Genomic DNA, 25,052 nt, shown 5'->3' on the forward strand with positions numbered 1-25,052 from the left:
TCAATCCCCGATGGAGGGCGACGGATTTCCGTTGATGATGAGGTCCATGAGTTGTGGGACGGTGAGTTTCTGGTGAGCCAGTTCTGCCACTTTGCGGCCGTGGCGAAGCACGACGACACGGTCGGCTATCTCGGCCACATGCGGCAGGTCGTGGCTGATGATTCCGACCGCCAGGCCCCGAGAGCGGATCTGTTTGATCAGATCCAGGACTGCCTGTGATTCGCGCAGGCCGAGAGCTGCCGTCGGTTCGTCGAGCAGCATGATGTCTTTCGCCCAATACGCCGAGCGGGCGATGGCCACGCACTGTCGCTGGCCGCCGGACATGGAGCCGATCGGGATTCCCGACACACCAGGGAGGTTGATGTTGAGGGTGGCCACCTCGGCGCGTGCCCGCTGCGCCATCCGCCGGGAATCGAGCACTCCCCACTTCGACAGCTCGCGGCCCAAGAACACGTTGGAGGTGACATCCAGATTCGGGGCCAGAGCCAGCTCCTGATAGACACCCTCGACGCCTTGCAGACGTGCGTCGAGTGGGCTGCTGAACTTGACCTCCGCTCCCTTGAGCATGAGCGTGCCCTCGTCGGGACGCGTTGCCCCGGTGAGCATCTTGATCAGAGTCGACTTTCCTGCGCCGTTGTCCCCGATGATCGCGGTTATTTCGCCGCGCCGAAACTCGATGCTGATGTCTTCGCAGGCGACGATTGCGCCGAACCGTTTGGTGAGACCGCGCGCCTCGTAGGCGATCTGACCGGTCTGGGTCATCGCAACTCTCTTTTCGTCCTGACCTGATCGAACACCACCGCAACCAGTAGGACGGCGCCGAGGAACAGGTACTGGGCGGAAACCCCCAGATTGAGCAGCTGAATCCCGTTGTTGATCACGCCGATGAGCAGCACGCCGATCACGGTGCCGATGATGGCGCCCCTGCCGCCGTTGAGGGCGGTGCCTCCGAGGATCACTGCGGCCAGGATGGACAACTCCAGCCCGGTGGCGGCATACGCGTCGCCGACCGTCGTGTTGCCGGCCAGGCAGACACCCGCCAGCGCCGAGACCGCGCCGCTGAGGACGTAGAGCTGGAATCGGCGCCGCGCCACGGGCACACCGGCCAGTCGCGCCATCCTGCCGTCAGGAGTGCCGCCGATGGCATACCAGTGCCGGCCGAGGACCGTTTTGCGCAGCACGACCCCGACCACCGCAAAGACCACCACCATGATGATCAGTGAGATCGGGATCCCCGCCAGCCGGCCCTGTCCGATCATCCGGATGACCTGATCGTTGATCGGCATGGCGACCCCTGCGGTGATGAGGAATCCGATACCGCGGGAGAGGAACTGGGTCGCGACGGTGACGACGAATGGGTTGACCCCCACGTAGGAGATCACGTAGCCGTTCAGTGCGCCGATGGCGGCACCCGTGATGAGGGCGGCCAGCACCGCCACCCACCACGGCTGCCCCGCCGTGGTCACCACGGCAACCACTGTGCTCGAGAGCGCCATCACCGCGGCGATCGACAGATCCAGGCCTCCGCTGATCAGCACTGCCGTGGTGATCGCCGCGACGATGCCGGTAAAGGACACGGCAGCACCGATATTGATCAGATTCTGGGGCCGCAGGAAGTACGGACTCAGGAATGACATCAACACCGCCAGCGCGATGAGGCCCGCTACCAGCCCGATGTACTGCACGGACAGGCCGCGGCGCATGCTGTCGACGGTGAGCCGTCGCCTTGGCGCCGGGCCGACGTCGGTCGGGGTTGGGGTAGTGATGCTCATCAGGCCTGCGGCAACATCTTGATGGGTGCGTAAATCTCTGCTGGGACGGGCTTTCCGGCCGCGATATCGGCGGCCAGCGGAACCCAGTAGTCACCCCATTGGGCTGCGCCGAGGTCGACCGTGCCGACCAGCGCGGTGTTCCCAGCCTTGATTTCGTTGAGTACCGCGCTGCCGCCGTTGACCCCGGTCACCGCGGCGTTGGTGTGCCGGCCCGCCTGCTTGAGTGCGTTGGCATCGGCCAGGGCCCATGCGTCGGCGATGGTGCAGACCAGGATGTTCTGTGCGTCAGGGTGGGCGGTCAGTACGTCGGTGAAGGCACTCTGCAGCGTCAGTGAGTTGGTCGAGGTGGTGTCGTGGTCGACCTTCTTGATGCCGGGGAAAGCCTTCTCGACAGTTGACTGGCACTCCGAAGCCCGCTTGGCCACCTCAGGACCTGCCGGGGAGAAGAAGGTGGTGAACAGCGTGGTGTTCTCGGCGGTCCAGTTGTGGGATCGAGCATGGTCGACCAGACGCTGTCCTTCGAGGGCGCCCATGTCCGGATTGCTCGGTCCGAACAGCACGGTGCCCTCGGACGCGGTGACCACCTGTACCACCGGGATGCAGGCGTCGGAGTACACCTTGTTGATGGTTCCGAGCAGGGTGTCCACCTGGTTGTTGCTCACGACGACGGCGGGCTCGCGCAGTGCGATGGACCGAGCGGCCTCGACGGGTGCCGTGGTGTCGGGGAACTTGTAGTCGGCGAACGCCAGCTTCACGCCGGTAGCATCAGCTGCTTTGGTCATCGAGTCGTTCATGGTGACGTTGACTTCGAGAGTGGTGTCTTGCGCACCGAAGCCGACAGTGAAGTCGCCGTTCGCCTTTCGCAGTTCGGCGTGCCACTCCTTGGGATGATCGGTGGCCGGAGCGAATTTACAGGTCTCGAAGTCCCAGGACACCCAGTCTGCGCTGTTGCCGCTGTACGGGGCGGTGGAGATCACCGTCGGGTCGAAGCGATCCTCGGGGCCCGAGGAGGAGCTCACGGGGCCTGACGTACAGGCCGCCAGCGAGGTCACGGTCATCACGCCGAGCACGGTTCGGGTCCAACAGTTCGTCATTAGCATGCGATGAAGTCCAATCTGTTGTGTGAGTTGATCATTCGAAGAGCAGGGAGACTTTGACCGAGGGGCTGTCGAGTGCGCCGACCATGGCGATGGCCTCGTCGAACTTCTCCAGGGGGAACTGATGAGAGCAGATTCGGTCCAGGGGCAGCACGGCATCCTCGATCAGCCGGATGGCGGAGGGCCAGCAGTAGGGTCCGAGGTGTGCCCCGCGGATATCGAGTTCCTTGTCGTCGCCGATGATGGACCAGTCGACGGTGACGGGGGCGCTGAACACAGAGAATTCGACGAATGTGCCGAGTTTGCGCAGTAATTCGAGTCCCTGCACCACCGCCGAGGGATGGCCGGTGGCTTCCATGTAGACGTCGGCGCCGTAACCGTCTGTCAAGTCACGGATTGCTTGAACGACGTCTACATCTCGGGGATTGAACGTGGTGTCAGCCCCGCATAGCCGGGCGAGTTCCAGCTTCTTCTCCGAAAGATCCAAGGCGATGACACTTTTGGGTGACTTGGCTCTTGCCCCGACGATCATGCCCAATCCGATCGGGCCACACCCCGCCACCACGACAGTGTCCTCGAAGTGGATGTCGGCACGTTCGATGCCGTGCAGTGCGCAGGACAGTGGTTCGGCGAATGCCGCGTGCTCGGGTTTGACCGACGACGACACCCGGTGGACCCGCGCCTCGGCGGGGATCAGCATGTATTCGGCCATCGCGCCGTCGAACACCCGGAGCCCGAAAATGGTGGTGTCCTCGGCCATCCAGTACTGGCCGCGGCGGATGTACCGATCGTCTCCGCGCGGGACTATCTGCTCGGCAGTGATCCGCTGCCCCTCCTGCACGCCATGGTGTGCGAGTCCGCCGGGGCCGGCCTCCACCACCACCCCAACGAACTCGTGACCTGGTGTTATTCCGCGCTGAACCAGGGGAGGCCGGGAGTCGTCGCCCCAGTATTTGGGTGCCCCGGTGAAGCATTTGTAGTCGCTGGCGCAGATCCCCACCGACTCGACCCGCATCACGAGCTCGTTGGTGCCGGGTACGGGAATCGGTTTGGACTCGAGGCGGTAGTCACCAGGGCCGTAGACGACTACGGCCTGCATTTCACCCTTGGTCACGGCGCTCCTTCGTTGGTTCTGATCGCAATGTAATGCAAGATCATGCTCGAAAGGGTGCTTTTGCGAGCATTGGCAATCAAGTGTTTACAGGGAATTGCTCGAAACGAGGAACGGCGGCCGGCCGAATCCGGCCCAGACGGCGGGGTCACGGCCTCGCTGCTCCGTAGGGACGCGCATACGTCTGGGGATGGTCGTACACCCAGAGGCGCGAGAAGGGGCGATCGTCAGTGGGCGAGGTCGCTGCCGGTGGTGTCCGACCGATCGGTTGCTGAATTCGCAGTATCGGCGGTGAGGTAGCGCGTCAGCATCGCAACTAATTCTCTGCTCAGGACATCCGTGTCGAGGGTTCTGGGGGCGGCCAGCGCCTGGTGGACCACCAACTCGATGGTGAGGACGACCAGCCGGGCTGCGGAGTCCTTGTCCTCGACGATTACCTCCGGCTGAGCGGAAAGGAGCTGTCGCATGGCATCGATCGAAATATCTTGCAGCTCGGAGGCTTTGGCCATCAGTTCGCGAGAACGGGGCGCTTGATCGATGAGTACTCGCAGAAATTCCGGGTCTTGGCGATGGTTATCGATGGCGGTGGCGACGATATCGCGCAATACGTCTTCGATGAGGCGAAGTGATCCGGCCTGTCGGTGTTGGTTAGCTAGGGCGACGCCGGTATCGAGATGTCGTACCGCTAACTCCACCACGATCGCATCTTTGTTGGGGTAGTACTGATACAGCGATCCGATGGAGATGTCGGCCCACTCGGCGATGCGCTTGGTTGTGCCGCGGGCGTAGCCGTACTTGGTGAACACGTGGACCGCTGCCTCGAGGATGCGGTCGCGGGTACGTGCGGATCGCTGCTGCCGCGGCCGTTTACGTGGCTGAAGCCGCCGCTGGCCTGCCGTCACCGCACCTCCTCGCCCAACTAGAGCCGCTCACAGCCTAAACCCGACCACGCCTTGCGTGTGGGGGCTGTAGAGCACCGACCGCGTGGTTGGTCTTGGCGCAGCTGGAATGCGATGAGCAACGAGAAATGTGAACAATGCCGGGTGGGCATGCGCTGCGATGTGGGTTTGCGCTTTCTGTTTCCGCAGGACGGGGGCGTGGCCGAGAGTCGCGAACGCAGAGGACGCGCATCCACAAAAAGCGACTAGCACGGCCGCCCGCCGCTTGCCCATAATAGCGGTACTACCTGCACAGATAGTCCAAAATGCGGCATCGACCGGACGACACAAGAGTTCACATTTATGCCCGTGGGTGAGGTAGGCGTACCGGAAGGAGGTTCTCGTGACCCAGATTGCACGTCGTTGCGACAACGGCTGCAGGTCAACATTGGGCCCGATGGGTGTCGGCTGCCGACACGGGGTGGGCGGCGGCTGAGAGCTTGTGCCCCAGCGCTATTGACGCCGTGTCCGGTACCGGACCGCTGATCTGAGCCATGTCACCCAACGTGGGCTGCGCGCTCAACCCAACCTAGGAATCGATCGATGACCATGAAGCGTGTCCGAGCCCTGCCATCTGCCAGAACCGGTCGGCGATGACGGGCGAGTTGTGGTTTGCCTCTGCGCCCGAAGTACATTCGGCGCTGCTCTCCGCCGGACCGGGACCGGGCCCGCTGCTCACTGCCGCGGCTGCCTGGAACGCCCTGAGTGCCGGGTACAGCGAAGCGGCGATCGAACTTCATCACATGCTCGCGACGGTGCAAGCCGGCGCTTGGGAAGGGGCAAGTGCCGAACAGTATGTCGCCGCACATCAGCCCTTCCTCGGTTGGCTGCAGGACGCCGCAACGGTCAGTGCGAGTACGGCCACCCAGTCGGAACAAGTAGTCGCTGCCTACCTCACAGCAGTCGCCGAAATGCCCACTCTGGCAGAGCTTGCGCTCAACCACACCACACACGCAGTGCTGTTGGGTACCAACTTCTTCGGGATCAACACCATCCCCATCGCCGTCAACGAATCCGACTACCTGAGAATGTGGATTCAGGCCGCAACCGCAATGACCGTCTACGACGGTGTCGCCACCTCGGCAGCTGCCGCGACACCGCAGCTGCCGCCTGTGTCGCCCATCCTGGCTCCCCGATCGCTCGACGGCCACCCACTTGCGAATGCTGCCCAGGTGCAGGCCTTCGAGGCGGAAACCGGGTTGAACAACAGCGCTTCCACGTTGTGGGACCTCATCGAGGGCATCGTGAAGATCTTGATACCGGCGCCGGTCTTCGACGTGATCGAGGCGCTGCAGAACCTCAGCCTCGGCGAGATTCTGACACTGTTGACCACCAATCCTGCCGCGGCATTCAGCATCCTCACTCCGCTGTTCACAGCGCTGGCGGGACTGGTCGGCTACCTCAGCATCAGCGTGACACTGTTCGCATTACAGATCGGGTCGGCGCTCCTGCTCCTCGGTCCGGCCATCGCCCTGCCGCTCACCATCGCCTTGTCCGACCCCAGCCGATTGTTGCCGCCCACTGATCCTGTGCCGGCACCTGCAGGTGCCGATACGGACGGCTCCACGATCGCCCGCCCGCGGATGACAGCGATCTCGGTGTCGCTCACCTCGGCACCCGGCAGCGCGGTGACATCAAGCGCGACGACAGCCACGCCGGCCAGTGGCGTCACCGCACCACCAACCCCCACCACGGGCGTAGCCGGACCGATGTTCTATGCAGTGGCGGCAGCGGATCCCGAGCCACCCGATCCCCCCACCCTCGGTGCGGGGGAAGGCACGCACACCCGGCACGTTGTGGACAGTGCTCTAGCCGCGGCGGGAACTGCCCGGGCCGACGAGTCGCGACCCAGGAAGCGGCGACGTCAAAGGCGGGGCCTCGCCGGTGACAAACCAATGCACGTCTACGAGTATCTCGATGACCCGGCACCAGCAGGCGGTGCCCTCGCAGCGATGACCGACGGCTCAGCGGGTGCCATCGCGTCGTCGGATACCGGGCGCGGTGCCGACATCGCGGGTCGCAGCAAAGTCGTCGGTCACCGGGCAGTGCCCGCCCGCGGATTCGTGCGCGTCGATTCACCCATCGGCGGCGAGGGCAACCCCCCGTCCCGGCCGTTGATCCCCGGCGCCTGGCCGCCGGTGGATGACTCTCCCTGACCGGCCCGAGACCTCGCACCCGGTGCGAGGACTAAACCCGAAGATGCCGGTACCCAACAGGTCTCGGCGATACGAAAGGAATGCCATGGCACCGATCACGGCGCGTCTATCCGATCTGGCCGCAGACGTGCTCTTCACCACTGTGTGCGTCAACGGCGTGACCGAACTGGCCCCACGATTCCTCAAGGCCGGCCTGAGCTGCGAGGCCTTCACCCGCGCCAAGTGGACCCCGGGAGACAAGCTGCAACTGCGTCCTCGTCGAGGGTCGCTGGCGATGCGGACCTACACACCGATCAGCTGGAATCTCGACGAGGGCACAGCTGAGGTGATCGCCTACCGCCATGGTGACGGGCCGGCCGTACGCTGGTTCGACAATGCAGCGGTCGGCGCTGATGCCGAGATCTATGGGCCAAGCCGCTCGCTGGATCTCTCCGATACGGTCGCGGACACGATCTTCGTTGGGGACGAGACCAGCGTCGGATTGGCCTATGCGCTCAGCCATCTCAACCCGTCCGTTCGATACGTTTATGAGACAAGTGATCCCGCGATCTTATCCGGCGCTCTCACCGCACTCGAGATCACCGACAACGCTGACATCATCGTCAAGTCCGACGACCGCAGTGAACTACTGCAATCCATCCTCCGAGTCGCCGAAAACTGCACCGGCCCATCCTTTGACCTCGTCGTGACCGGCGATGCTGCCACCGTCAACGCCGTGCGCCGCGCCCTACGCCGCCGACCAGATCTGACCCACCGGATGAAGGCCCGCGCCTACTGGGCGCACGGACGCGCCGGGCTGAGCTAACGAAACCTCCGACGACACGTAGACCGGAATCGACTGGTGGGGTCGGTTCGTCGATGGTGCGGGCGGTCGAATGGACCGCGAGTTATCAATATTAACAACATGATTGGCCGGCATTGTCGGTGGATTCCCTGACCCATCATGTCCCGACCAGACCGCGTAGGTAATGAAAATCAATGAAATGGATGGAAGAAATGATGTCTGCCACCTCTGGGATTCCGCTGCAGCGCGCAGTCCTGGCAACAGTGACCGGTGCGCTCACCGTCGCGGTACTTCTCGCAGGGACTCCCGCCCGCGCCGAGCCATCTACCACGGTGCCGTCGCCCGACCAGTTGACCGACCAGATATCGGTGATCTTCGACATCAACGCCGACAAGGCGTACCGAGCGTCGTTTCTCGAGGCTGGCGATGCCGCACTCCCCGTTGCCGATGCGGTCGGGGGACCGATGGCGCAGCACCGATCGATGGTGTCCATGCGCATCGAAAACCCGACGCTCAATGGTGATCAGCTGGATACCCAACTGGTCATGTCGGTGATGGGGATCGGCGCGCAGCGCCGGGAGATGGACTGGATCGAGAAAGGCGGAACGTGGAAGCTCTCAACCCGTTCGCTGTGCAGTATTTACCTCGAGACGTCCCGGACCTCCAGTTGCCCACTTTGACAAAGCAATTGGTGGCCGACCCCGTTGAAGATGTCAGCTGTGCTGGCAGCAGCTTCTTAATTTGCAGGTAGGAGGAATCATGGAAGATGTTCTGGTGGTAGGGGGCGGGCCGGTTGGACTGCTTCTCGCCGGCGAGTTATGCCTCGGCGGCGCAAAGCCATTGGTGTTGGAAGGGACTGAGGGGGCCGAGCGTCGGACACGGAGTTTCGGTCAGCGTTCCGTCAACGGACGCAGCGCCCAGACGCTTTCACTACGCGGGCTCATTCCTGCGCTGGAGGCCACGCAGTCAGCGTGGATTGATCACCTGGAGAAGGCCGGGCAGCGGACGAGCGAGGGCGACCAGATCTCCAAGGTGCTGCAACTGATGCGTGACGGTCGCGCTGGCGGCCACTTCGGTGGTCTGCCCTTGGCAGCCAACAGCGCCGATGGCCGCTGTTATCTGATGAAGCAACACATGTTGGAGAACGTACTCGCCGAATGGGCCGCGGGGCTCGGAGTTCGTGTTGTGGCCAATGCCCGGGTGACCGCGGTGCGAAATGAGGAGATCTCGGCGGTCGCGGAATTGGCCGACGGCCGATCGATGCGCGCCAGCTACATCGTTGGTTGCGACGGCGGCCGAAGCGTCGTCCGAAAAAGTGCCGGGTTCTCGTTTCCCGGTACGCCGCCCACCATGACTGGACGGGTCGCGATGGCCGATCTATCAGACGACGACAGGCCTACCGCGGTACTTCGCGGCCCCAACGGTCTCGTCAACAGCTTGATGGTGCCCGGTGAGGTCACGACAGTGGAGTTCGACGGCACGGGACCGGTTGATCGCGACGCACCCATGAGCGCGGCCGAGTTACAAGACAGCATGCTGCGGGCGGGCGGGCTCTCGGTGACCGTCAACAAGCTGCACGCCGGCACCCGGTTCAGTGACAACACCAGACAAGCTGACACCTATCGTCGCGGACGAGTGCTGCTGGCCGGCGATGCCGCGCACGTGCACTCCCCGATCGGCGGACAGGGACTCAACCTCGGTCTGCAAGATGCGGCGAACCTCGGTTGGAAGCTGGCGTCGGTCGTCACCGGTCGCGGCCCAGAATCGCTGCTGGACACCTACACCGCCGAGCGGCATCCCGCCGCCGCACGCGTCTTGCGCAGCACGCGTGGGCAGATTGCGTTGATGCGCCCAGGACCACAAGTTGACGCGCTCCGGGAGATCCTGGCTGAGGTCTTGGCGATCCCCGATGCCCATGAATACTTCGGCGGCCTGGTCAGCGGAGCGGACCTCGACTATGCGCCAGACTCGGCGCACCCCTTGGTCGGTCGCTTCGTGCCCAGCGAACTGTTGAACATGGCAGCGGAGCACATGACCGACGGCCGTTTTCTACTGATCGACTCGGTCGGTGGTGAACGCCTCAGTGACATGGTGGCCGGCAACGACAGAGTGCGAGTCGTGCATCAGGACAGGCCGGAATCGGAAGTCACCGCCCTTTTGGTTCGGCCGGACGGATATGTGGCGTGGATAGGCTCAGACGCGAACAGCGCCGGCCTCCCGGAAGCACTCCACCAGTGGTGCGGACAACCCCTCGCCGGCATCTAGCGCTTCGTGGGCAACGCGATCTGATTCCGGTAAGGACTTGATACCAGTAAGGAAAGGTCTTACACGCCTGGTCATCCGACTCGGCTGTGGCGAAGGGCCTGCGCCTTGACCACGACCCGTACCTGCGGCCAGAAGGCGACGGTCGACCTGAGTCGTGTCGCCGGAGTGTCCGAGGGGGGACTTCGCCACTTACGACACGAGTCGAGGTCTTTGATTTGAGTCGTTGACCAGCGAGTTTACGGAGTGGGCGATTGTGAAGCAATCGGGCTGGCCGGCGAGCGATGGGGAAATCCGTTGTAGTTTGTCTCGGCTGGCTCGGCGTGGCGGTGGAGTGTTGTCACCGGTAACTGAAGTTGATGGACAATGCGGTTATCCATGGAGGGTTGCGCATCGCATTCCGTGGGTCACTAGTGAGCCGGGCGATGGCGGCCGGGGGTGGGGATCGGGAGTTGGCACTTTCAGCGTTGCTTCGGCGACACTCTCGCGGAGTGTCGCCGCCGAGTCGTAGGTGTCTGGAAGTATCTGGAAGCAAGTAGGGCAGCGGAGGGAGAGCGGCATGGCGAGGTCAGACTTGCTGCTTGCGCTGGTTCAATCCGGGGCCGGAGGTGATGATCTCGCGTTTCGGCGTGCGGCCGAAGCCCTGATAGCGGAAGAGAACGCCAAGAAACACAACGTGCTCGCCTCGCAGCTCACCGAAGCTCTGACCCGTCGCCGTAGCACTGCGTCGACCGTCTCGCCGCTGTCGCGTCAGCGTGAGTCGGCGGGCCTCTTCCACGAGATCGAGCCGTTGAGACGGATTGCCGACCTCGTCCTGCCGGTCGCCGTGCGACAGCAGGCGACCGAACTGATCGAGGAGCATCACCGGCGGGATCTGCTCCGGAGCCACGGCGTCGAGCCGAGGCACCGCGTACTGCTGGCCGGCCCACCCGGCAGCGGCAAGACATCGTTCGCCGAGGCGTTAGCGACGGAGATCGCGGTGCCCTTGATGTCGGTGCGATACGAGGCGCTGATCGGATCCTTCCTCGGCGAAACCGCGGGCAGGCTCGAAGCCTTGTTCGCCGCGGTGCGCATGCAGCCGTGCGTGCTCTTCTTCGACGAGTTCGACGCGGTAGCCAAGGAACGCGGTGACACACACGAGACCGGTGAGATCAAGCGAGTGGTGAGTTCCCTTCTGCTACAGATCGACAGGCTTCCCACGCACGTGGTCGTAGTCGCGGCGACCAATCACGCGGAGCTGCTAGACAGAGCTGTATGGCGGCGGATGCAGCTTCGCCTTTCGCTGCCACGTGCGTCGCGGGAGGGGAAGGTGGAGTGGCTTAAGGCGTGGTCGAGTAGGACCGGCGTCTCCTTCGGGCTCTCCGAGCGAACAGTCGCCGACCGCCTGCGTGACGCGAGTTACGCCGAGCTTGAAGATTTTGCGCTGGACGTGCAGAGGCGCCAGATCCTTGACGGGTTCGACGCGAGCCCCTCCGACGTCACGAGCCGGCTCCTGAGGAGTTGGGCGCAACGCGCGAAGCCAGACTCCGTTGACTGAGGCGGTCGGTCCCGGCCGCCCGGTCCTGTGGGGTCGGGTGCGGCCTCCGACACCCGTCATCTCCACCGCCCGCAACAGCCCCAAGGTCGATGTTCCCGGGGGTGGGCGACAGGGGGAGCGGCTGGACTCCAGGTTCGAGGCGCTCGAGCGCGCCTTCGGCGATCAGATCAACTTTGTCGCCTCCCTGAGCGCGAGCGACCCCGAACTTGTGGTCGTGTTCGAGGGGTTGGATGAGCGGGTCGATCTGACCAATGTCGCCGAGAATCTCGGGTTCGAGATCCTCAGTGAGGTCGAGACCGAATCCGAACCGGATCCCGACTTCCCGCGCAGGTCGAAGGACCAGTCCCTGCCCGTGCCCGGATGCATACACGCTGTGTGTCTCAACCGGTCCGCCATGGACGAACTGTTGCGCTACTGGGCGGAGTGGAAGCGTAGCGAACGCCTGCCCCACGGCTACACACCGCTGCGAGAACTGTTCGCGCACCTGAAGGACGTCCGACCATGGGGCCCGCTGGACCGGATGCGGGCCACAGACTGGTCGGAGTATCTGGCGGGACTATTGCCCGACACACAGCATGAGATCGAGATTGAACTCTGGTACCGGTTCTCGCCGGCGCTGCGCGACCGGGCTGAGCGCGACATCGCCACTGTGATCGCCGCGGACGGGGGCTCGGTGCTGTCAGCCGTGCGCGTCGATGAGGTCGGGTTCCACGGCATGAAGGCACTGGTACCCACCGAAACGTTGAGCGCCCTGGCCCGCGGCGACCACGACGCGGTGGACGTCGTCAAATCCACCCACGTGATGTACGTCCGTGCGTCGTCGCAGTCGTTCCTGATCTCCGAGTCCGCCTCAGACGCCGGCGAACCAGACCCCTCGCTGTCCGCCGGCCCTCCGGTGTTATGCGTCCTCGACGGCGTCCCCGTGACCAATCACCCGCTGCTGGCCGACCGTCTCGTCGTGCACGATCCAGACGATCTGGCCGGTGCGTCGAGCACAGGCCAGCGCAAGCACGGCACGGCTATGGCGTCGGTCGCGGTGTGGGGAGACCTGTCGACGCCGACAGCGCCAGCCAGCAGGCCGGTGCTCGTTCGCCCCATCCTCGCGCCGAACCCAGCCACGCGCGACGGCACCGAGGAGCTTCGCCGCGACGAACTCGCACCCGACCTCATGCGCCGCGTATTCAGGGAGCTATTCGACGGCGACGGCACCGGAGGCCCCGTTGGGGAGTCGATCGTCGTGGTCAGCCTCTCAGTAGGGGATCCCGGCGCGCCGTTCGACGGCGTGATGTCGGCGTGGGCGCGGACCCTCGACTGGCTGAGCTCGTTGTACGGAGTCGTCGTGGTGGTCTCGGCCGGCAATCACGTCCGCCTGCCGGTGGCAGGCGGGGCCACGTCGGTCGCCGACCTGACGGGCCCTGAACGCGCAGGAGCCGTGAACCGGGCGGTGGCCGAGGCGTTCCCGCGCCGGAGCCTGCTGGCACCCGCGGACGCGATCAACGCCGTTACAGTGGGGGCGCTCAGCCAGGACGCCGCAGGCGACGTCCCGCCAGGTCCATATCGGTTCGACCCCGGGGCCGACTCACAAATCGTCAACCCCGTGAGCGCGCTAGGTTCCGGGCATCGCAGATCGATCAAACCCGATCTGGTGGCCCCAGGCGGCCGCACCTACTACAGGACACCACTCGAAGGGGACGACGCCCTCGTCCCAGCGACGTCCGCTGGGCTCGGACCCGGCATCAAAGTCGCTGCTGCGGATGGACATTCGCTCGTCTTCACCTCCGGCACCAGTCCAGCGGCAGCGATGGTCGCCAGGGAAGCCGCCGAACTGGTGGACGTACTGTGGCAGATCGCGGACGAACCGCTTTCCCGTGCCGCGATCGCTGCAGCGACCAAGGCCCTACTGACGCACGGTGCGCGCGTACCCGAGGATCTGCTGGTCGATGATCGCATCGGAGCGCACGCCCACGGCTACGGCGAACTTTCTCGCATCCTGTCAAGGGGGTGTGCGGCCAATGAGGCGACGATCATCTGCGCCGGCACAATCGGAGCCAACGAGCAGCGAGTGGTGGCGGTGCCATTGCCGTCCGGTCTTCAGCAGACCGGTATCAAACGGTTGACGGCCACGCTGGCGTGGCTGTCGCCCGTGAACTGGCGACACCGCCAATACCGAAGGGCGGCTCTGTCATTCGCGAAGCCGACGGGACTCACGGAACTCGGTACGGCGCTGGACGTTCAGGCGGACGCCAGCAAGCGGGGCACCGTCCAGCACGCGGTGTGGGAGGTGAACCGAGCCGTGCCTTACGGTCGAGGCGACGAGTTCGAGCTGACCGTGCAGTGCCGCGAACAGGCCGGCGGGTTAAATGGCGCACCGGTCGACTTCGCGGTCGCGATCTCCCTCTGGGTTGCCCCCGAACTGGAAGTCGATGTCTACCAGGAGATTCGGGAACAGCTTGAGGCGCGGGTCGGTGTGGGAGTCCGGACCTAAAGGCGAATGTCACACTGGCGTCGGAAATCGTACCTACTTCGAACGCCGAAAGATCAAACTTGTTGTCTGTGACATTGGTGGGTCGATCCGCCGAAAAGTAGGTCATCGTCGGCACCGCTGCAGATGGCTCGCCGGGACGTCACGCCGGAGCGTCGAGTTCAGTTCGAGTCTGGTTGCGCCAGGATCTCGCGCAGCGTGGGGAGCACGCGCTGATCCTTTGGCCGATTAGCGGCTTGCTTGGATCTGATGACGTCGGCCAGTGACGCGATCTGGACGGTGACACCGTAGAGCTGCGCGTCCGAGGGTTACCCGCTGAGATTGGTGGTCCAGCGTTCTTCGATGCGGCCGAATCGCCAGATCGAGATGGCGAGGAGCCAGGAGATGACGAACAGGGCGACGATGATGTAGCCGACGTAGTCGAGGTCGATGTTGGCGATCGCCGCCAGCGGGCCGGATTCGATGTGCAGCCGGTCGGCGATCACCCCGACGAGTTCGATGGTGCCGATGATCAGGGCGACGGCAACCGACAGGCTGGTGATGGTCATGTTGTAGAAGATCTTGCGGACCGGTTTGGCGAAGGCCCAGCCGTAGGCGTAGTTCATGAAGACACCGTCGGTGGTGTCCATCAGACACATGCCCGCCGCGAACAGGATCGGCAGCACCAGGATGGCGTAGAAGGGCAGATTGAACGCTGCGGCGCCACCGGCCAAGACCAACAGACCGACTTCGGTCGCGGTGTCGAAGCCCAGCCCGAACAGAACGCCGATGGGGTAGATGTGCCACGGCTTGGTCACTGACTTGGTCAGCCCGCCAAGGAACCGATTCATGAATCCGCGCGAGTCGAGCTGCTTCTCGAGTTCGGCCTCGTCGTAGCGGCCTTGCCGCAATTCCCGGAACACCTTGATGATGCCCAGCAGGGCGATGAGGTTGAGGATGCCGATGATCCAGAGAAACACCCCGGACACTGACGGGCCGATCATGCCGGTGATGGTGTGCAGCGGGGAGTTCTCGTCCTCGACCGGGCCTACGAGGGCCCGCACTCCGACGGACAGTAGGAATGCCAGAGTGAACACGATGGTGGAGTGGCCGAGGGAGAACCAGAACCCGACCGATAGGGGTTTGCGGTCGACGCGGTTCTGGAGGTTGTCGGCGATGAGTTTACGAGTGGTGTTGTCCACGGCCGCGATGTGGTCGGCATCGAATGCGTGCCGTAATCCGAAGGTGTAGGCCAGGATTCCGACGCCGACGGTGAAGACGGGATGGTCGCCGCCGAGTCTGTAGTGCTCGGGAACGACGAAGGCGAACAGCACCCCGAAGCCGATCAGGTGAAGCGCGATGATGAAGCCGTACATGCCAAAAAGTGACCGCTTGTCTGCATGGGACAAGGAGCGCCGAAACTGAGCAAAACCGCCGGCAGGCGAATCTGTGGTCTCCGATGTGGCCATGGATGGCGAGCGTATGCCCCACCTGATCGTCTGTCTATGTGAAAAGATGGGCGGAAGCGACGGAAGAACCTTAGCTTCGGCGGGCGCCGATCCAATGCGGCAGGTCATGCACCGTGCCCTCGTCTAGCTGGTAATTCACTGTGCGTCCGACTCGGACCGACCTAACCCACCCCTGGCGGCGTAAAACCCGGAGAGCCTGCGACACCGCGTTCTCCGTACGGCCGACCGCTTCCGCCAGATCGCTGACACAGATGTCTGGTGTGCGGTGCATTGCCAGCAGGATCTCTAACCGGTTGGGGTCGGACAGCATGTCGAAGCGCGCCGCCCATGTGGCGGTATCTACCTCGGTCACGGCCGACTCGCGCCCGATCGTTGCATGCTTTGCAATCTATCGAATGTTGACGCCACCCGCGTGGGCCTGTCGAGCATGTCGGTAGCTATCGCGAATCACTCTGAACCACAGAGAATTTCGTGTGAGCGGCCGTGGCGCACTGCCATCCCGTTGGGGGGTGTGAGTGATGTGCTGCATCGACTTCGGCGCCCGCGGCCGCTCACCAGTCCAACCTAACAGATGAACATCTGAACAGCTAGACTGATGTTGGCCAGTGGTGGTCTGCTTATCTGGTCGACCACCGGGGCCGGCAGCCCATCGGTGACGTCCATGAGGACGCAGGAAGGAATTCATGGCTGAGTACTCCTTGCCCGAGCTGGATTACGATTACGGCGCGTTGGAGCCCCATATCTCTGGGCAGATCAACGAGATTCACCACAGCAAGCACCACGCGACGTACGTCAAAGGTCTCAACGACACGATCGCCAAACTTGAGGAAGCGCGCGCCAACGACGATCACGCCGCGATCTTCCTCAACGAGAAGAACCTCGCCTTCCACCTCGGCGGGCACGTGAATCATTCGATCTGGTGGAAGAACCTCTCCCCAAACGGTGGCGACAAGCCAGAGGGGGATCTCGCCGCGGCCATCGACGACCAGTTCGGCTCGTTCGACAAGTTCCGCGCCCAGTTCACCGCGGCGGCCAACGGCTTGCAGGGCTCTGGGTGGGCAGTGCTGGGCTACGACACCCTCGGAAACCGATTGCTGACATTCCAGCTGTACGACCAGCAGGCCAATGTGCCGCTCGGCATCATTCCGCTGCTGCAGGTCGACATGTGGGAGCACGCCTACTATTTGCAGTACAAGAATGTCAAAGCCGACTATGTGAAAGCCTTTTGGAATGTGGTCAATTGGGCCGACGTGCAAGATCGCTACGCCGCGGCGACAACGAAGACCGCGGGCCTGATCTTCTAATCCGATCCAGGGTTTCGTGATGGCCGACGATGACAAGACGCGGTGGGCAATCGACGTGATGACCGCGTGGGCGCAAGGCGGTGACACCGGCTTCGTCCATGATCGCGTCGATTCCTACCTGGGCGAGGCGGACGGTGGCCCCGGACTGATCACCGGCCTCATCAACTTGTCAGGGCTGCTGCTAATGGGCATGGAAGCGACCACGGGGAAGAGCACGCCTGAGATCCTGCAAGCGATTGCGTCGACAGTGTCGAGGAACGGACAGAATTAGCTCACGCCGACCGTGCCGGCTCACCACTGCGTGTCGTCGGCTCGCGTTTCACCGGGTTGACCAATCGCTCCATCAGCTCACCGAATACCACCGCGATCATGCCCCAGACCAGCAGCTGGTTGATCAGCGAGTACCACCGGAACTTCCACAGCACGTCGGCGTCGAAACCGGGGTAGACGATCTGGCCGGGTTCGATCGTCTTGCCGTCCACGTTGAGTGGTGTGGACAGAATATTCGTGATCGGTTGGGGAGTCTCGGTTGACGCCTGGGCGAAGCCGAATTGATCGGCCTGGACCGCGTTGGCCGACAGGTCGCCCAGTGACGGAAGTGCCGACAGCGCAATGCCGTACAGCACTAAGAAGCCTGCCGTGGTGATGGTGAGGCTGCGTCCCCAGCCCAGCCGTGTCGACAGCCGACGCGCGACCAACACGGCGAGACCCAGCAGAATCAGGGAGGTCGCAACCATGGTCAGGTAAAGCGCTCCACGGGTCTCGATCGTGAAATCGTGCCCGATGGCTGGCGGATTGGCGGGATATTTCACGAATGGCAGCAGGTACACGCCCAGAAATCCGAAACCAGCTGCCGCCCATGCTAATACCCGCGGACGAATCGTAAAGCGCCCGTGCAGGACCACGTAGGCGACGGCGACCAAGGCGCCCATTCCGATCGAGAAGGCGAGGATGCCAGTGGCGATTCCGACGCCGGACTGGATGGTCCGGCTGAAGATCTCCGGCCCGTCCGGCGCGGTGGGCCGGCCTGCGGCGGTGTTGAGTGCGTTGAGAACGTCATCGCGGCCGGACTCGTAGTCGATGGCTTTATTGATGACGGGTTCGGCGAATATGCGGGCGAAGACGAACCCCAGAATGCCGGCGATCAGCCCGGCGAGGGCTCCGCGCCCGATGACACGGATTTCCATGGGTGGCCGCTCTCAGTGGCAGGGGAAGCCGAGGAAGTGGCGCGAATCATGCACCCACTCGTGGACCACCATCGTCTTACCGAAGACCGAGGTCATGCCCTCGTCGACGCCGACGAAGTAGTAGGCCAGCAGCGCCAGAAAAATGGTCACGCTCAGCACGAGGATGACGCGGCCGGCCGACAGCGCCTCCGAGGAGATGCCGGAGTCGGGCCGTGAGGCTGGAATGCTTGTCATAGGTACCTCCTGGAGGGGTGATGCGCCCCGTGTTCGGATGGACTACGACGGCGAAGTGTCTGACTCACCCATCAAGCTCGGCGGGTTCACAGTGGCGCAACCGTTCCGGAGTCTCACCGAATTCCATGCACCGACGTAGATCCGCACAGCGAAACACGGGCGTGAAATGTGTGTCAACGCAGGGACAATCGCTACAGCCATTTCCCAGGAAACTGACAGAATGGCCTTGGGTCGGATCTCCTCGGCCTTTGGCCCAACGCAGGTCCACGCGCCCGTGTGATCGTCGCCTCGAGATGTGCTGGCCCACTTGCCCTCGCAAGCCCCGGCACGTCGACACGCCGGTCATTGTCAGGCTCGAGCCGTGACGACCGCTGTGTCGGTCAGGGGACAGTCGCCGCAGGTGCGTCGGGCTGCCGTGCGGTAGTAGAGGCAGCAGCTACGGCGCTTGATCGCGCCGATGATGTCGCCGTCTAGACGCCCAGTTAGGGGCGGCATGGCCAAGATCTCCCGCGATATCGCGTCCACGCCGTGATGGTGGCGTTCGCCTCGGCTCAAGAGCGTATTCGCAACCAGGACCAGTGCCGCCGCGGCGTTACCCCAGAGCAGACCTTCGGCAACCTCGGTGATTGCATTCAGCGCGGTGTGCACCGAGGTCAACTGGTCGATGACGAGAGCGGAGGCAAGAGCCGCAGTCTCGGCCGGCGTGGCCCCCGGGTTTTCGAGGGCTGCCGGATTTGGAAGGTGAAGTCTGACCCGCCCCGCCGGTGACCGTCCGTAGCGCACCGCATCCAACTCGGGTATCAGACTATCCGTCACCCAGGCCCCTAAGGCAACGGCCCAAAAGCGTTCCGCGAGTTCGTATTGCAACGAGGAAACCGCCACGCGTGGTTCAGCGGCGTTCAAGCGCCGCGCGACGGCGTCGACGAATCGACGCAATTGGTCCGGTGCAAAGAACTCCGCAGCACTCATTCCGGGGGAGGCCGGGTCCAGACGCGTCACGAAATACGGACCAATGCTCCCGGAGGTGCGTAGTGCTCTGCGTGGCCGATCGTCGCTGACCGATTCCCAGCCGTTCACCTAACCGCCAGGGTGTGTCGCGGGCGTACGTTGATCCAGCCACGCGGCGAGTGAACGGCCGGCTTCCAACACGTGGTGCTCGGCGATCGTGCGGGCATGCACCGGATCCTTGTAGGCGAAGGCGTCCAACAGTTCTTCGTGCTCGCTCAGTGAATGCCGTTCGTGGTCGGGAAAGACCGTCAGAAAGTTCGACGGCACCACGCGGGCTGCCTGACGAATCTGTGTCATGAGCCTGGGGGAGTGCGCGGCGCGGTGGATCTCTTGGTGGAACCGCCAATTGGCCTCACCGATGCTGTCATTCCCGGAACGTGACGCCACATCGGTTGCCAGTTCGCGTAAGTGATCGAGTTCGGCGGCGGTGATCCGCTGCGCCGCCCACGCTGCAGCCTGCCCGGTCAGCACACCCAGGATCGTGAAGCTGTCCATCACGTCCTCGGGCTGGATGCCGATTACTGTGATGCCGCTGCGGGGAGCCACCCGGACCAATCCCTCGTAGGACAACTCCAACAGTGCCTCACGCACAGGTGTGCGGCTGGTCGCGAATTCGGCGGTGATGGCGTCGAGGTCGATGCGCGACCCAGCCGGCAATGCGCCGGTCAGAATGCGGTCCCGCAGCTCGCGCGCGGCGCGTTCCCGCACCGTACCGGCGATATCAACCGTCATAGCGGCACTCTAGCGTGTGCTTCACCTCACCGTTGATATCTGAAATATCAGATGTTAGATTTCCGGACATGACGACGTCAGGGCGACGCGACAAGATGTCGCTGGTCGCATTCATGCAGGCCGGAAGCACTTCTGTGTATGCGGGCTCGTGGCGGCACCCCGCCACGGAGCACCGGTACCTCGACGCGAGCTATTACGCGAAGATCGGCCGGCAGCTTGAAGAGGGCTGTTTCGATCTGGTCTTTTTCGACGACCGACTCGCGATGCCCGGCATCTACGGAGGCTCGGTCGCCGAGGCTGCCCGCTACGGAGCACGTCCGGTGAAACTCGACCTCAGCGTGATTCTGGGTGTGCTGGCCCAGACCACCTCGCACATCGGTTTAGGTGCGACCTATTCGACGACCTACTACGCGCCGTTCCATGTGGCGCGGACCTTCGCCACCCTGGATCACCTGTCCGGCGGTCGGGCCGCGTGGAACGTCGTCACCTCGGTCAACGACAGCGAGGCTCAGAATTTCGGACTGGAGTCCCACCTGGGCCACGACGAGCGGTACGACCGCGCCGACGAATTCCTCGACGTTGTCGCCGGTCTGTGGGACACCTGGGACGACGACGCGATCCTTCACGACCGTACCTCCGGCATCTTCGCCGACCCGGACAAGATCCACGAACTCGGGCATGTGGGCCAATACTTCTCGGCCCGCGGTCCACTGACCGTACCGCGCACCCCTCAGGGCCGGCCGGTCATCATTCAGGCCGGCTCGTCGGGTCGTGGCCGCGAATTCGCCTCTCGCTGGGCCGATCTGATCTTCACGGGCGATCCTGGCTTGCAGGTCGCGCTCGACCACTATCGCGACCAGAAACAACGCATCGCCGACGGAGGGCGAGACCCGGCATCGGTGCGCATCTGCCCGATGGCGTATGCGGTGGTCGGCGAGTCCGAGGCCCACGCCAAGGAGCGCGAGGCGATGCTCCTCAACGACCTCGTGCACCCGATGGCCTCGCTGACGCTGCTGTCGGAATTGATGAATTACGACTTCGCCCAACATGATCTCGACGATCCTGTCACCGATGAGCTGATCGCCTCGGTGTCCGGTATCCGGGGGCTCGTGCAGAACCTGCGCACTCATATCGGCGGGGACACCGTCACCGTTCGCGATCTTGCCGAGCATCGCGCGACCCTGCTGCAGGGTCCACGGTTCGTCGGAACCGGACCGCAGGTTGCCGACCAGATGGCCGAATGGTTCGAAGCCGGAGCTTGCGACGGATTCGTCCTTGCGGCAACACATTTCCCCGGTGCCTTTGAGGATATCGTGCGCATGGTTGTACCGGAGCTGCAGCGCCGCGGACTGGCGCGCACTGAATACGAGGGCAAAACGCTGCGCGACAATCTCGGTCTCGCCCGCCCGGTGTCACAGGCCGTTGGGTCGGCGTCATAGATGGCGGCACCCACCACGAACCGTGCGCTGCTCGACGGCGTCCGTGTGCTCGACTTCGCCAGCCTGGCCGCGGCCCCGCTGGCTGCGACGTACCTCGGCGAGTTCGGTGCCGACGTCATCAAGGTGGAGGATCCGGTCGGGGGCGACCCGATCCGCAGCTGGGGCAACCAACGCAACGGCATCGGATTGATGTGGAAGTCGGTGTCGCGCAACAAGCGATCGGTCACGCTGAACCTCAGGGTAGCCAAGGGCCAGGAGTTGGCCCGCAAGCTTGTCGCCCAAGCCGATGTGGTGATCGTGAACACCCGCCCTCAGACATTGCGGAAGTGGGGTCTGGACTACCAGAGCCTGCGGGCGATCAACCAACGCCTGATCATGTTGCACATCACAGGTTTCGGGCTATCTGGACCGAAATCTGAGCGCCCCGGCTTCGGCACTTTGGGCGAAGCGATGAGCGGATTCGCGAACATTACCGGCCAGGCCGATGGGCCACCCACCCTCCCACCGTTCATGTTGGCCGACGGGGTCGCCTCACTGAACGCCGCGTACGCCGTGATGATGGCGCTCTATCACCGCGACGTGCACGGCGGTCCAGGCCAGTTGATCGATATCAACCTGATCGACCCGCTGGCCCGGCTGCTCGAGCAGACCCTGCTCGGCTATGACCAACTGGGGCTGGTGCCCGGTCGCACGGGCAATCGCTGGGATATCTCGGCCCCGCGCAACACGTATCAGACTTCCGACGGTAAATGGCTTGCAATGTCGGGGAGTTCGCCGGCGCTGGCGTTGCGAGTGTTCAAAGCCATCGGGCGGGACGACCTGGTCACCGACGCCGACTTTTCCGACCCTCAGCGCCGGTTGGCTCGGGCCGCCGAGGTCGACGAGGTGGTGGCGGAGTGGGTGTCCACCAAGACCCTTGATGAGGCCATGACGGTGTTCGACGACGCCGACGTGGCCGCAGCACCCGTGTATGACATCACCCAGCTTGTGGCCGACGAACAGTTGCGGCACCGGGGCGTGTTCACCACGGTCGACGACGAGGAACTCGGATCGATGACCGTCCAATCGGCGGTACCGAAGTTCTCCGAAACACCCTGCCGAATTGACCATCTCGGACCGAAGTTGGGTGAGCACACCGCCGAGGTCCTTGGTGAACTGCTCGGCCTGTCCGAATCCGATATCGACAATCTGCACGCCGCCGGCGTGCTCTGAAACTGAGGAACTGATGACCGACCTGTTGCGCCGCTCCGAACTTGCCCTACCTGCCTGCAACGACCACATGTTCGTCAAGGGTGTGACGTGCGGGGCCGACCTCGTGTTCCTCGACCTTGAGGACGCGACCCCGGTGAGCCTGAAGGTGGAATCCCGCGGCAAGGCTGTCCAGGCGCTGACCCAGCTCGACTGGGGCCGCACCGCCCGCGCAATCCGTATCAACGGGCTGGACACGCCGTGGTGTCATGACGACATTATCGAGGTCGTCACACGCGCCGGCGCCGAATTGGACACCATCGTCGTCCCAAAGGCCAAGACGGCCAAGGACGTCTGGTGGGTAGAGGTGCTGCTTGACCAGCTTGAGGAAAAACTCCGACTGGACAAGAAGATTCGGTTGGAGGTTCTCATCGAGGAAGTCGAGGGGCTGGCTAACGCCGAGGAAATCGCACGGTCCAGCAGGCGGATGGACGCGATAATCTTCGGCGTCGGTGACTTCTCGCTATCGCAGGGTGCGCGGGTGGATACCAACTTCGTTCCACTGGGCGAGTACCCCGGTGACTTCTGGGCGTACGCACGCAACAAGATCATGGTCGCTGCACGCATCGCCGGCATCGATGCCATCGACTCGCCCTATCCGGATTATGGCGACACCGCAGGTTACGAGGCCGAGGCTCGCCGGTCGTCGCTGTATGGCTACACCGGTAAGTGGGCGATCCACCCTGCGCAGGTGCCGATCGCCAACGCGGTGTTCGCGCCGACTTCCGAGGAAATCGCTCTGGCACAACGGAATATGGCGGCCTACCGGGAGGCAGAGGCCAAGGGGCGCGGCGCCGTCGGCGTTGACGGTGTCCTCGTTGACGCCGCTCACGTGAAGAAGGCCCAGGAGGTGCTCGCGCGGGCTGCGCTGATCGATGGCGAGGCTCAGCTGGTGGCGGCCGACGGGTAGGGCAGGTCAGTGCTGGCGTGCGGATCGACGTGCACGGGTCTGCCGATATAGGGGAACGCCCGTTGCGCGCAGGCCGGCCGGTCGCACACCTTGCAGCCCGCTCCGATCGCGACACTGGTCTCGGCGTCGGTCAGATCGACACCGGCGGAGTAGACGAGCTTGTCGGCGTGGTTGAGTTCGCACCCGAGACCGACGGCAAACGTCTTGTGCTGTCCCAGATAGCGACTCGGCGGTGACGCGGTGGTGCGGGCGATCCAGAAGTAGGACCGACCGTCGGGCATCTGTGCCACCTGGGTGATGAATTCGCCGGGTCGGTTGAACGCGTGGTGGACCACCCACAGTGGGCAGCTACCGCCGACCCGGGAGAAGTGGAAGGCTGTGGCGGACTGTCGTTTCGAGATGTTTCCGGCGGCGTCGGCGCGGACGAAGATGAACGGTACGCCGCGGGCGTCCGGGCGCTGCAGTGTCGACAACCGATGGCAGACGGTCTCGAACCCGACCTCGAAGCGGCGGGATAGCTGGTCGATGTCGTAGCGGAGTTCGTTGGCGGACTGGAGGAACCGGCGATAGGGCAGTAGCAGGGCGCCGGCGAAGTAGTTCGCCAGCCCGATCCGGGCGACTTCTCGTGCTTCCGCGGTGAGTTGATCGTCGGTGGCCAGGATGTCGTCGAATGTTTCGGCCTGGGTCAACAGTGCCAGCTGGGTGGCCATCTGGAAGGCGCGTTGACCGGGATGCAGCCACCGGGCGATGTGCAGCGTCGCGGTGTCCGGGCGGTAGCGGCGTTTGACATTGGGGCCCAGCGTTTTTCCATCGTCGAGGATGGCGGTGATGCCGAGTTCGTCGGCCAATACCCCGATCAGCTGGACATCGAGCTCACCGACGCGTAACCGATGGGACTCGAACAGTTCCTCTGCGGCCCGGTCGAGTTGGTCGACATAGTTCTTGCGGTCGTAGAAGAAGTCGCGTACTTCTTCGAACGGCATCGGTCGGGCTGGATCGTCGGGGATGTCGACGCTGGCGCGGCTGCGTAGCGCCTCGACTTCGGCGGTGGCGTTGACCATGCGGCGGTGCAGGCTGACGATGGCCTGCCCGACATCGGGCATGCGCGCGGCCAGTTCCTCGATCTGCGCCGTGGTGGCCTGGCTCTCGGCGAGGCTTTCCCGCAGGTCGGCGACCAACCGGGCATCGGAGTCGGCGGCGAAGAAATGCGCGGGCAGATTGAAGCGTTCGGTCAGCGCCAACAGCACCGGCACCGTGATGGGTCGTTGATCGTTCTCCAGCTGATTGACGTAGCTCGTCGACAGATCCAGTGCCCTGGCCAGTGCGACCTGAGTCAGGCCGTGTTCTTCCCGCAGGCGGCGTAGTCGCGCCCCGGCGAAAGTCTTAGACGGCGAGCCAGCCAC

Annotated in this window: 23 protein-coding genes and 1 riboswitch; of the genes, 11 read left to right on the forward strand and 12 right to left on the reverse strand. The window is 63.8% G+C overall.

What is annotated here, in order from left to right; all coding sequences use genetic code 11:
* The 5 genes from H7J73_RS03780 to H7J73_RS03800 form a co-directional block, all read right to left on the reverse strand.
* On the reverse strand, positions 1 to 762 hold the full coding sequence (locus tag H7J73_RS03780) for an ATP-binding cassette domain-containing protein (protein WP_264065894.1): 762 nt from the start codon (positions 760 to 762) through the stop codon (positions 1 to 3).
* Entirely contained in the window at positions 759 to 1,772 is a 1,014-nt protein-coding gene (locus tag H7J73_RS03785; protein WP_264065895.1) for an ABC transporter permease, read from the reverse strand. The genes H7J73_RS03780 and H7J73_RS03785 overlap by 4 nt, the downstream gene beginning before the upstream one ends.
* On the reverse strand, positions 1,772 to 2,791 hold the full coding sequence (locus H7J73_RS03790; protein ID WP_264065896.1) for a substrate-binding domain-containing protein: 1,020 nt from the start codon (positions 2,789 to 2,791) through the stop codon (positions 1,772 to 1,774). The genes H7J73_RS03785 and H7J73_RS03790 overlap by 1 nt, the downstream gene beginning before the upstream one ends.
* Positions 2,792 to 2,903: 112 nt before the next feature.
* Positions 2,904 to 3,968, reverse strand: a complete 1,065-nt coding sequence (locus H7J73_RS03795) for a zinc-binding dehydrogenase (protein ID WP_264066013.1) — start codon at positions 3,966 to 3,968, stop codon at positions 2,904 to 2,906.
* A 239-nt stretch (positions 3,969 to 4,207) separates the two neighbouring features.
* The gene (locus H7J73_RS03800; protein ID WP_264065897.1) at positions 4,208 to 4,882 is read right to left on the reverse strand and encodes a TetR/AcrR family transcriptional regulator; all 675 of its coding nucleotides are present in this window, start codon (positions 4,880 to 4,882) and stop codon (positions 4,208 to 4,210) included.
* Between the two features lie 629 nt (positions 4,883 to 5,511).
* Between H7J73_RS03800 and H7J73_RS03805 the strand changes: the two genes are divergently transcribed.
* The 6 genes from H7J73_RS03805 (at position 5,512) to H7J73_RS03830 (ending at position 14,142) form a co-directional block, all read left to right on the forward strand.
* On the forward strand, positions 5,512 to 7,074 hold the full coding sequence (locus H7J73_RS03805; protein WP_264065898.1) for a PPE family protein: 1,563 nt from the start codon (positions 5,512 to 5,514) through the stop codon (positions 7,072 to 7,074).
* Positions 7,075 to 7,159: 85 nt separating this feature from the next.
* A complete protein-coding gene (locus H7J73_RS03810; RefSeq protein ID WP_264065899.1) occupies positions 7,160 to 7,879 on the forward strand; it encodes a siderophore-interacting protein in 720 nt (239 codons plus the stop codon).
* A 194-nt stretch (positions 7,880 to 8,073) separates the two neighbouring features.
* Positions 8,074 to 8,538, forward strand: a complete 465-nt coding sequence (locus H7J73_RS03815) for an MTB12 C-terminal domain-containing protein (protein WP_264065900.1) — start codon at positions 8,074 to 8,076, stop codon at positions 8,536 to 8,538.
* 79 nt (positions 8,539 to 8,617) lie between these two features.
* Positions 8,618 to 10,123 (forward strand): FAD-dependent monooxygenase, encoded by a 1,506-nt coding sequence (locus H7J73_RS03820; RefSeq protein WP_264065901.1) that lies wholly within the window; start codon positions 8,618 to 8,620, stop codon positions 10,121 to 10,123.
* A gap of 571 nt (positions 10,124 to 10,694) precedes the next feature.
* Positions 10,695 to 11,657, forward strand: a complete 963-nt coding sequence (locus H7J73_RS03825; protein WP_308207387.1) for an AAA family ATPase — start codon at positions 10,695 to 10,697, stop codon at positions 11,655 to 11,657.
* Positions 11,650 to 14,142: a S8 family peptidase gene (locus H7J73_RS03830; RefSeq protein ID WP_264065902.1), complete on the forward strand. Its 2,493-nt coding sequence runs from the start codon at positions 11,650 to 11,652 to the stop codon at positions 14,140 to 14,142. Before H7J73_RS03825 ends, H7J73_RS03830 begins: the two co-directional genes overlap by 8 nt.
* 305 nt (positions 14,143 to 14,447) lie before the next feature.
* On the opposite strand, the gene nicT is transcribed toward H7J73_RS03830, so the two are convergent.
* Positions 14,448 to 15,587, reverse strand: coding sequence for a Nickel transporter NicT (nicT, locus tag H7J73_RS03835; protein WP_264065903.1), 1,140 nt, complete (start codon positions 15,585 to 15,587; stop codon positions 14,448 to 14,450).
* A 70-nt stretch (positions 15,588 to 15,657) separates the two neighbouring features.
* A complete protein-coding gene (locus tag H7J73_RS03840) occupies positions 15,658 to 15,975 on the reverse strand; it encodes an ArsR/SmtB family transcription factor (RefSeq protein ID WP_264003243.1) in 318 nt (105 codons plus the stop codon).
* Positions 15,976 to 16,270: 295 nt separating this feature from the next.
* On the opposite strand from H7J73_RS03840, the gene H7J73_RS03845 reads away from it, so the two are divergent.
* Both H7J73_RS03845 and H7J73_RS03850 read left to right on the forward strand, forming a co-directional pair.
* Positions 16,271 to 16,891, forward strand: a complete 621-nt coding sequence (locus tag H7J73_RS03845; protein WP_094483489.1) for a superoxide dismutase — start codon at positions 16,271 to 16,273, stop codon at positions 16,889 to 16,891.
* 19 nt (positions 16,892 to 16,910) lie between these two features.
* Complete coding sequence (locus H7J73_RS03850) at positions 16,911 to 17,162, forward strand: hypothetical protein (RefSeq protein WP_264065904.1); 252 nt, start codon at positions 16,911 to 16,913, stop codon at positions 17,160 to 17,162.
* A 1-nt stretch (position 17,163) separates the two neighbouring features.
* Here H7J73_RS03850 and H7J73_RS03855 read toward each other — a convergent pair whose 3' ends face one another.
* The 4 genes from H7J73_RS03855 to H7J73_RS03870 all read right to left on the reverse strand — a co-directional run bounded on the left by H7J73_RS03855 (position 17,164) and on the right by H7J73_RS03870 (position 20,052).
* On the reverse strand, positions 17,164 to 18,078 hold the full coding sequence (locus H7J73_RS03855) for a CbtA family protein (protein ID WP_264065905.1): 915 nt from the start codon (positions 18,076 to 18,078) through the stop codon (positions 17,164 to 17,166).
* Between the two features lie 12 nt (positions 18,079 to 18,090).
* Positions 18,091 to 18,312: a CbtB domain-containing protein gene (locus H7J73_RS03860; RefSeq protein ID WP_264065906.1), complete on the reverse strand. Its 222-nt coding sequence runs from the start codon at positions 18,310 to 18,312 to the stop codon at positions 18,091 to 18,093.
* A gap of 32 nt (positions 18,313 to 18,344) precedes the next feature.
* Positions 18,345 to 18,462: riboswitch (cobalamin riboswitch) on the reverse strand.
* A gap of 198 nt (positions 18,463 to 18,660) precedes the next feature.
* Positions 18,661 to 19,128 carry a (2Fe-2S)-binding protein gene (locus H7J73_RS03865; RefSeq protein ID WP_165774279.1) on the reverse strand — a complete coding sequence of 156 codons (468 nt, stop codon included), beginning with the start codon at positions 19,126 to 19,128 and terminating at the stop codon, positions 18,661 to 18,663.
* 261 nt (positions 19,129 to 19,389) lie between these two features.
* Positions 19,390 to 20,052: a GntR family transcriptional regulator gene (locus H7J73_RS03870; protein WP_094483531.1), complete on the reverse strand. Its 663-nt coding sequence runs from the start codon at positions 20,050 to 20,052 to the stop codon at positions 19,390 to 19,392.
* 68 nt (positions 20,053 to 20,120) lie between these two features.
* Between H7J73_RS03870 and H7J73_RS03875 the strand changes: the two genes are divergently transcribed.
* Genes H7J73_RS03875 through H7J73_RS03885 form a run of 3 tightly spaced genes read left to right on the forward strand, consistent with a single transcriptional unit; the run spans position 20,121 to position 23,649 of the window.
* Positions 20,121 to 21,491, forward strand: coding sequence for an LLM class flavin-dependent oxidoreductase (locus tag H7J73_RS03875; RefSeq protein WP_264003184.1), 1,371 nt, complete (start codon positions 20,121 to 20,123; stop codon positions 21,489 to 21,491).
* Positions 21,492 to 21,518: 27 nt separating this feature from the next.
* Complete coding sequence (locus H7J73_RS03880) at positions 21,519 to 22,703, forward strand: CaiB/BaiF CoA transferase family protein (protein WP_264003238.1); 1,185 nt, start codon at positions 21,519 to 21,521, stop codon at positions 22,701 to 22,703.
* A 13-nt stretch (positions 22,704 to 22,716) separates the two neighbouring features.
* Positions 22,717 to 23,649: an HpcH/HpaI aldolase/citrate lyase family protein gene (locus H7J73_RS03885; RefSeq protein ID WP_094483534.1), complete on the forward strand. Its 933-nt coding sequence runs from the start codon at positions 22,717 to 22,719 to the stop codon at positions 23,647 to 23,649.
* On the opposite strand, the gene H7J73_RS03890 is transcribed toward H7J73_RS03885, so the two are convergent.
* A complete protein-coding gene (locus H7J73_RS03890; protein ID WP_094483535.1) occupies positions 23,625 to 25,052 on the reverse strand; it encodes a short-chain fatty acyl-CoA regulator family protein in 1,428 nt (475 codons plus the stop codon). The two genes, H7J73_RS03885 and H7J73_RS03890, sit on opposite strands and share 25 nt — an antisense overlap.

This window comes from Mycolicibacterium komossense, from assembly GCF_025822605.1.
GTDB lineage: Bacteria > Actinomycetota > Actinomycetes > Mycobacteriales > Mycobacteriaceae > Mycobacterium > Mycobacterium komossense.

What these genes read in the sequence shown, in the direction of transcription:
- H7J73_RS03780 (WP_264065894.1), bottom strand. Translation starts at nt 762, where the DNA reads ATGACCCAGACCGGTCAGATCGCCTACGAGGCGCGCGGTCTCACCAAA.
- H7J73_RS03785 (WP_264065895.1), bottom strand. Translation starts at nt 1,772, where the DNA reads ATGAGCATCACTACCCCAACCCCGACCGACGTCGGCCCGGCGCCAAGG.
- H7J73_RS03795 (WP_264066013.1), bottom strand. Translation starts at nt 3,968, where the DNA reads ATGCAGGCCGTAGTCGTCTACGGCCCTGGTGACTACCGCCTCGAGTCC.
- H7J73_RS03805 (WP_264065898.1), top strand. Translation starts at nt 5,512, where the DNA reads ATGACGGGCGAGTTGTGGTTTGCCTCTGCGCCCGAAGTACATTCGGCG.
- H7J73_RS03810 (WP_264065899.1), top strand. Translation starts at nt 7,160, where the DNA reads ATGGCACCGATCACGGCGCGTCTATCCGATCTGGCCGCAGACGTGCTC.
- H7J73_RS03815 (WP_264065900.1), top strand. Translation starts at nt 8,074, where the DNA reads ATGTCTGCCACCTCTGGGATTCCGCTGCAGCGCGCAGTCCTGGCAACA.
- H7J73_RS03820 (WP_264065901.1), top strand. Translation starts at nt 8,618, where the DNA reads ATGGAAGATGTTCTGGTGGTAGGGGGCGGGCCGGTTGGACTGCTTCTC.
- nicT (WP_264065903.1), bottom strand. Translation starts at nt 15,587, where the DNA reads ATGGCCACATCGGAGACCACAGATTCGCCTGCCGGCGGTTTTGCTCAG.
- H7J73_RS03845 (WP_094483489.1), top strand. Translation starts at nt 16,271, where the DNA reads ATGGCTGAGTACTCCTTGCCCGAGCTGGATTACGATTACGGCGCGTTG.
- H7J73_RS03850 (WP_264065904.1), top strand. Translation starts at nt 16,911, where the DNA reads ATGGCCGACGATGACAAGACGCGGTGGGCAATCGACGTGATGACCGCG.
- H7J73_RS03855 (WP_264065905.1), bottom strand. Translation starts at nt 18,078, where the DNA reads ATGGAAATCCGTGTCATCGGGCGCGGAGCCCTCGCCGGGCTGATCGCC.
- H7J73_RS03860 (WP_264065906.1), bottom strand. Translation starts at nt 18,312, where the DNA reads ATGACAAGCATTCCAGCCTCACGGCCCGACTCCGGCATCTCCTCGGAG.
- H7J73_RS03870 (WP_094483531.1), bottom strand. Translation starts at nt 20,052, where the DNA reads ATGACGGTTGATATCGCCGGTACGGTGCGGGAACGCGCCGCGCGCGAG.
- H7J73_RS03875 (WP_264003184.1), top strand. Translation starts at nt 20,121, where the DNA reads ATGACGACGTCAGGGCGACGCGACAAGATGTCGCTGGTCGCATTCATG.
- H7J73_RS03885 (WP_094483534.1), top strand. Translation starts at nt 22,717, where the DNA reads ATGACCGACCTGTTGCGCCGCTCCGAACTTGCCCTACCTGCCTGCAAC.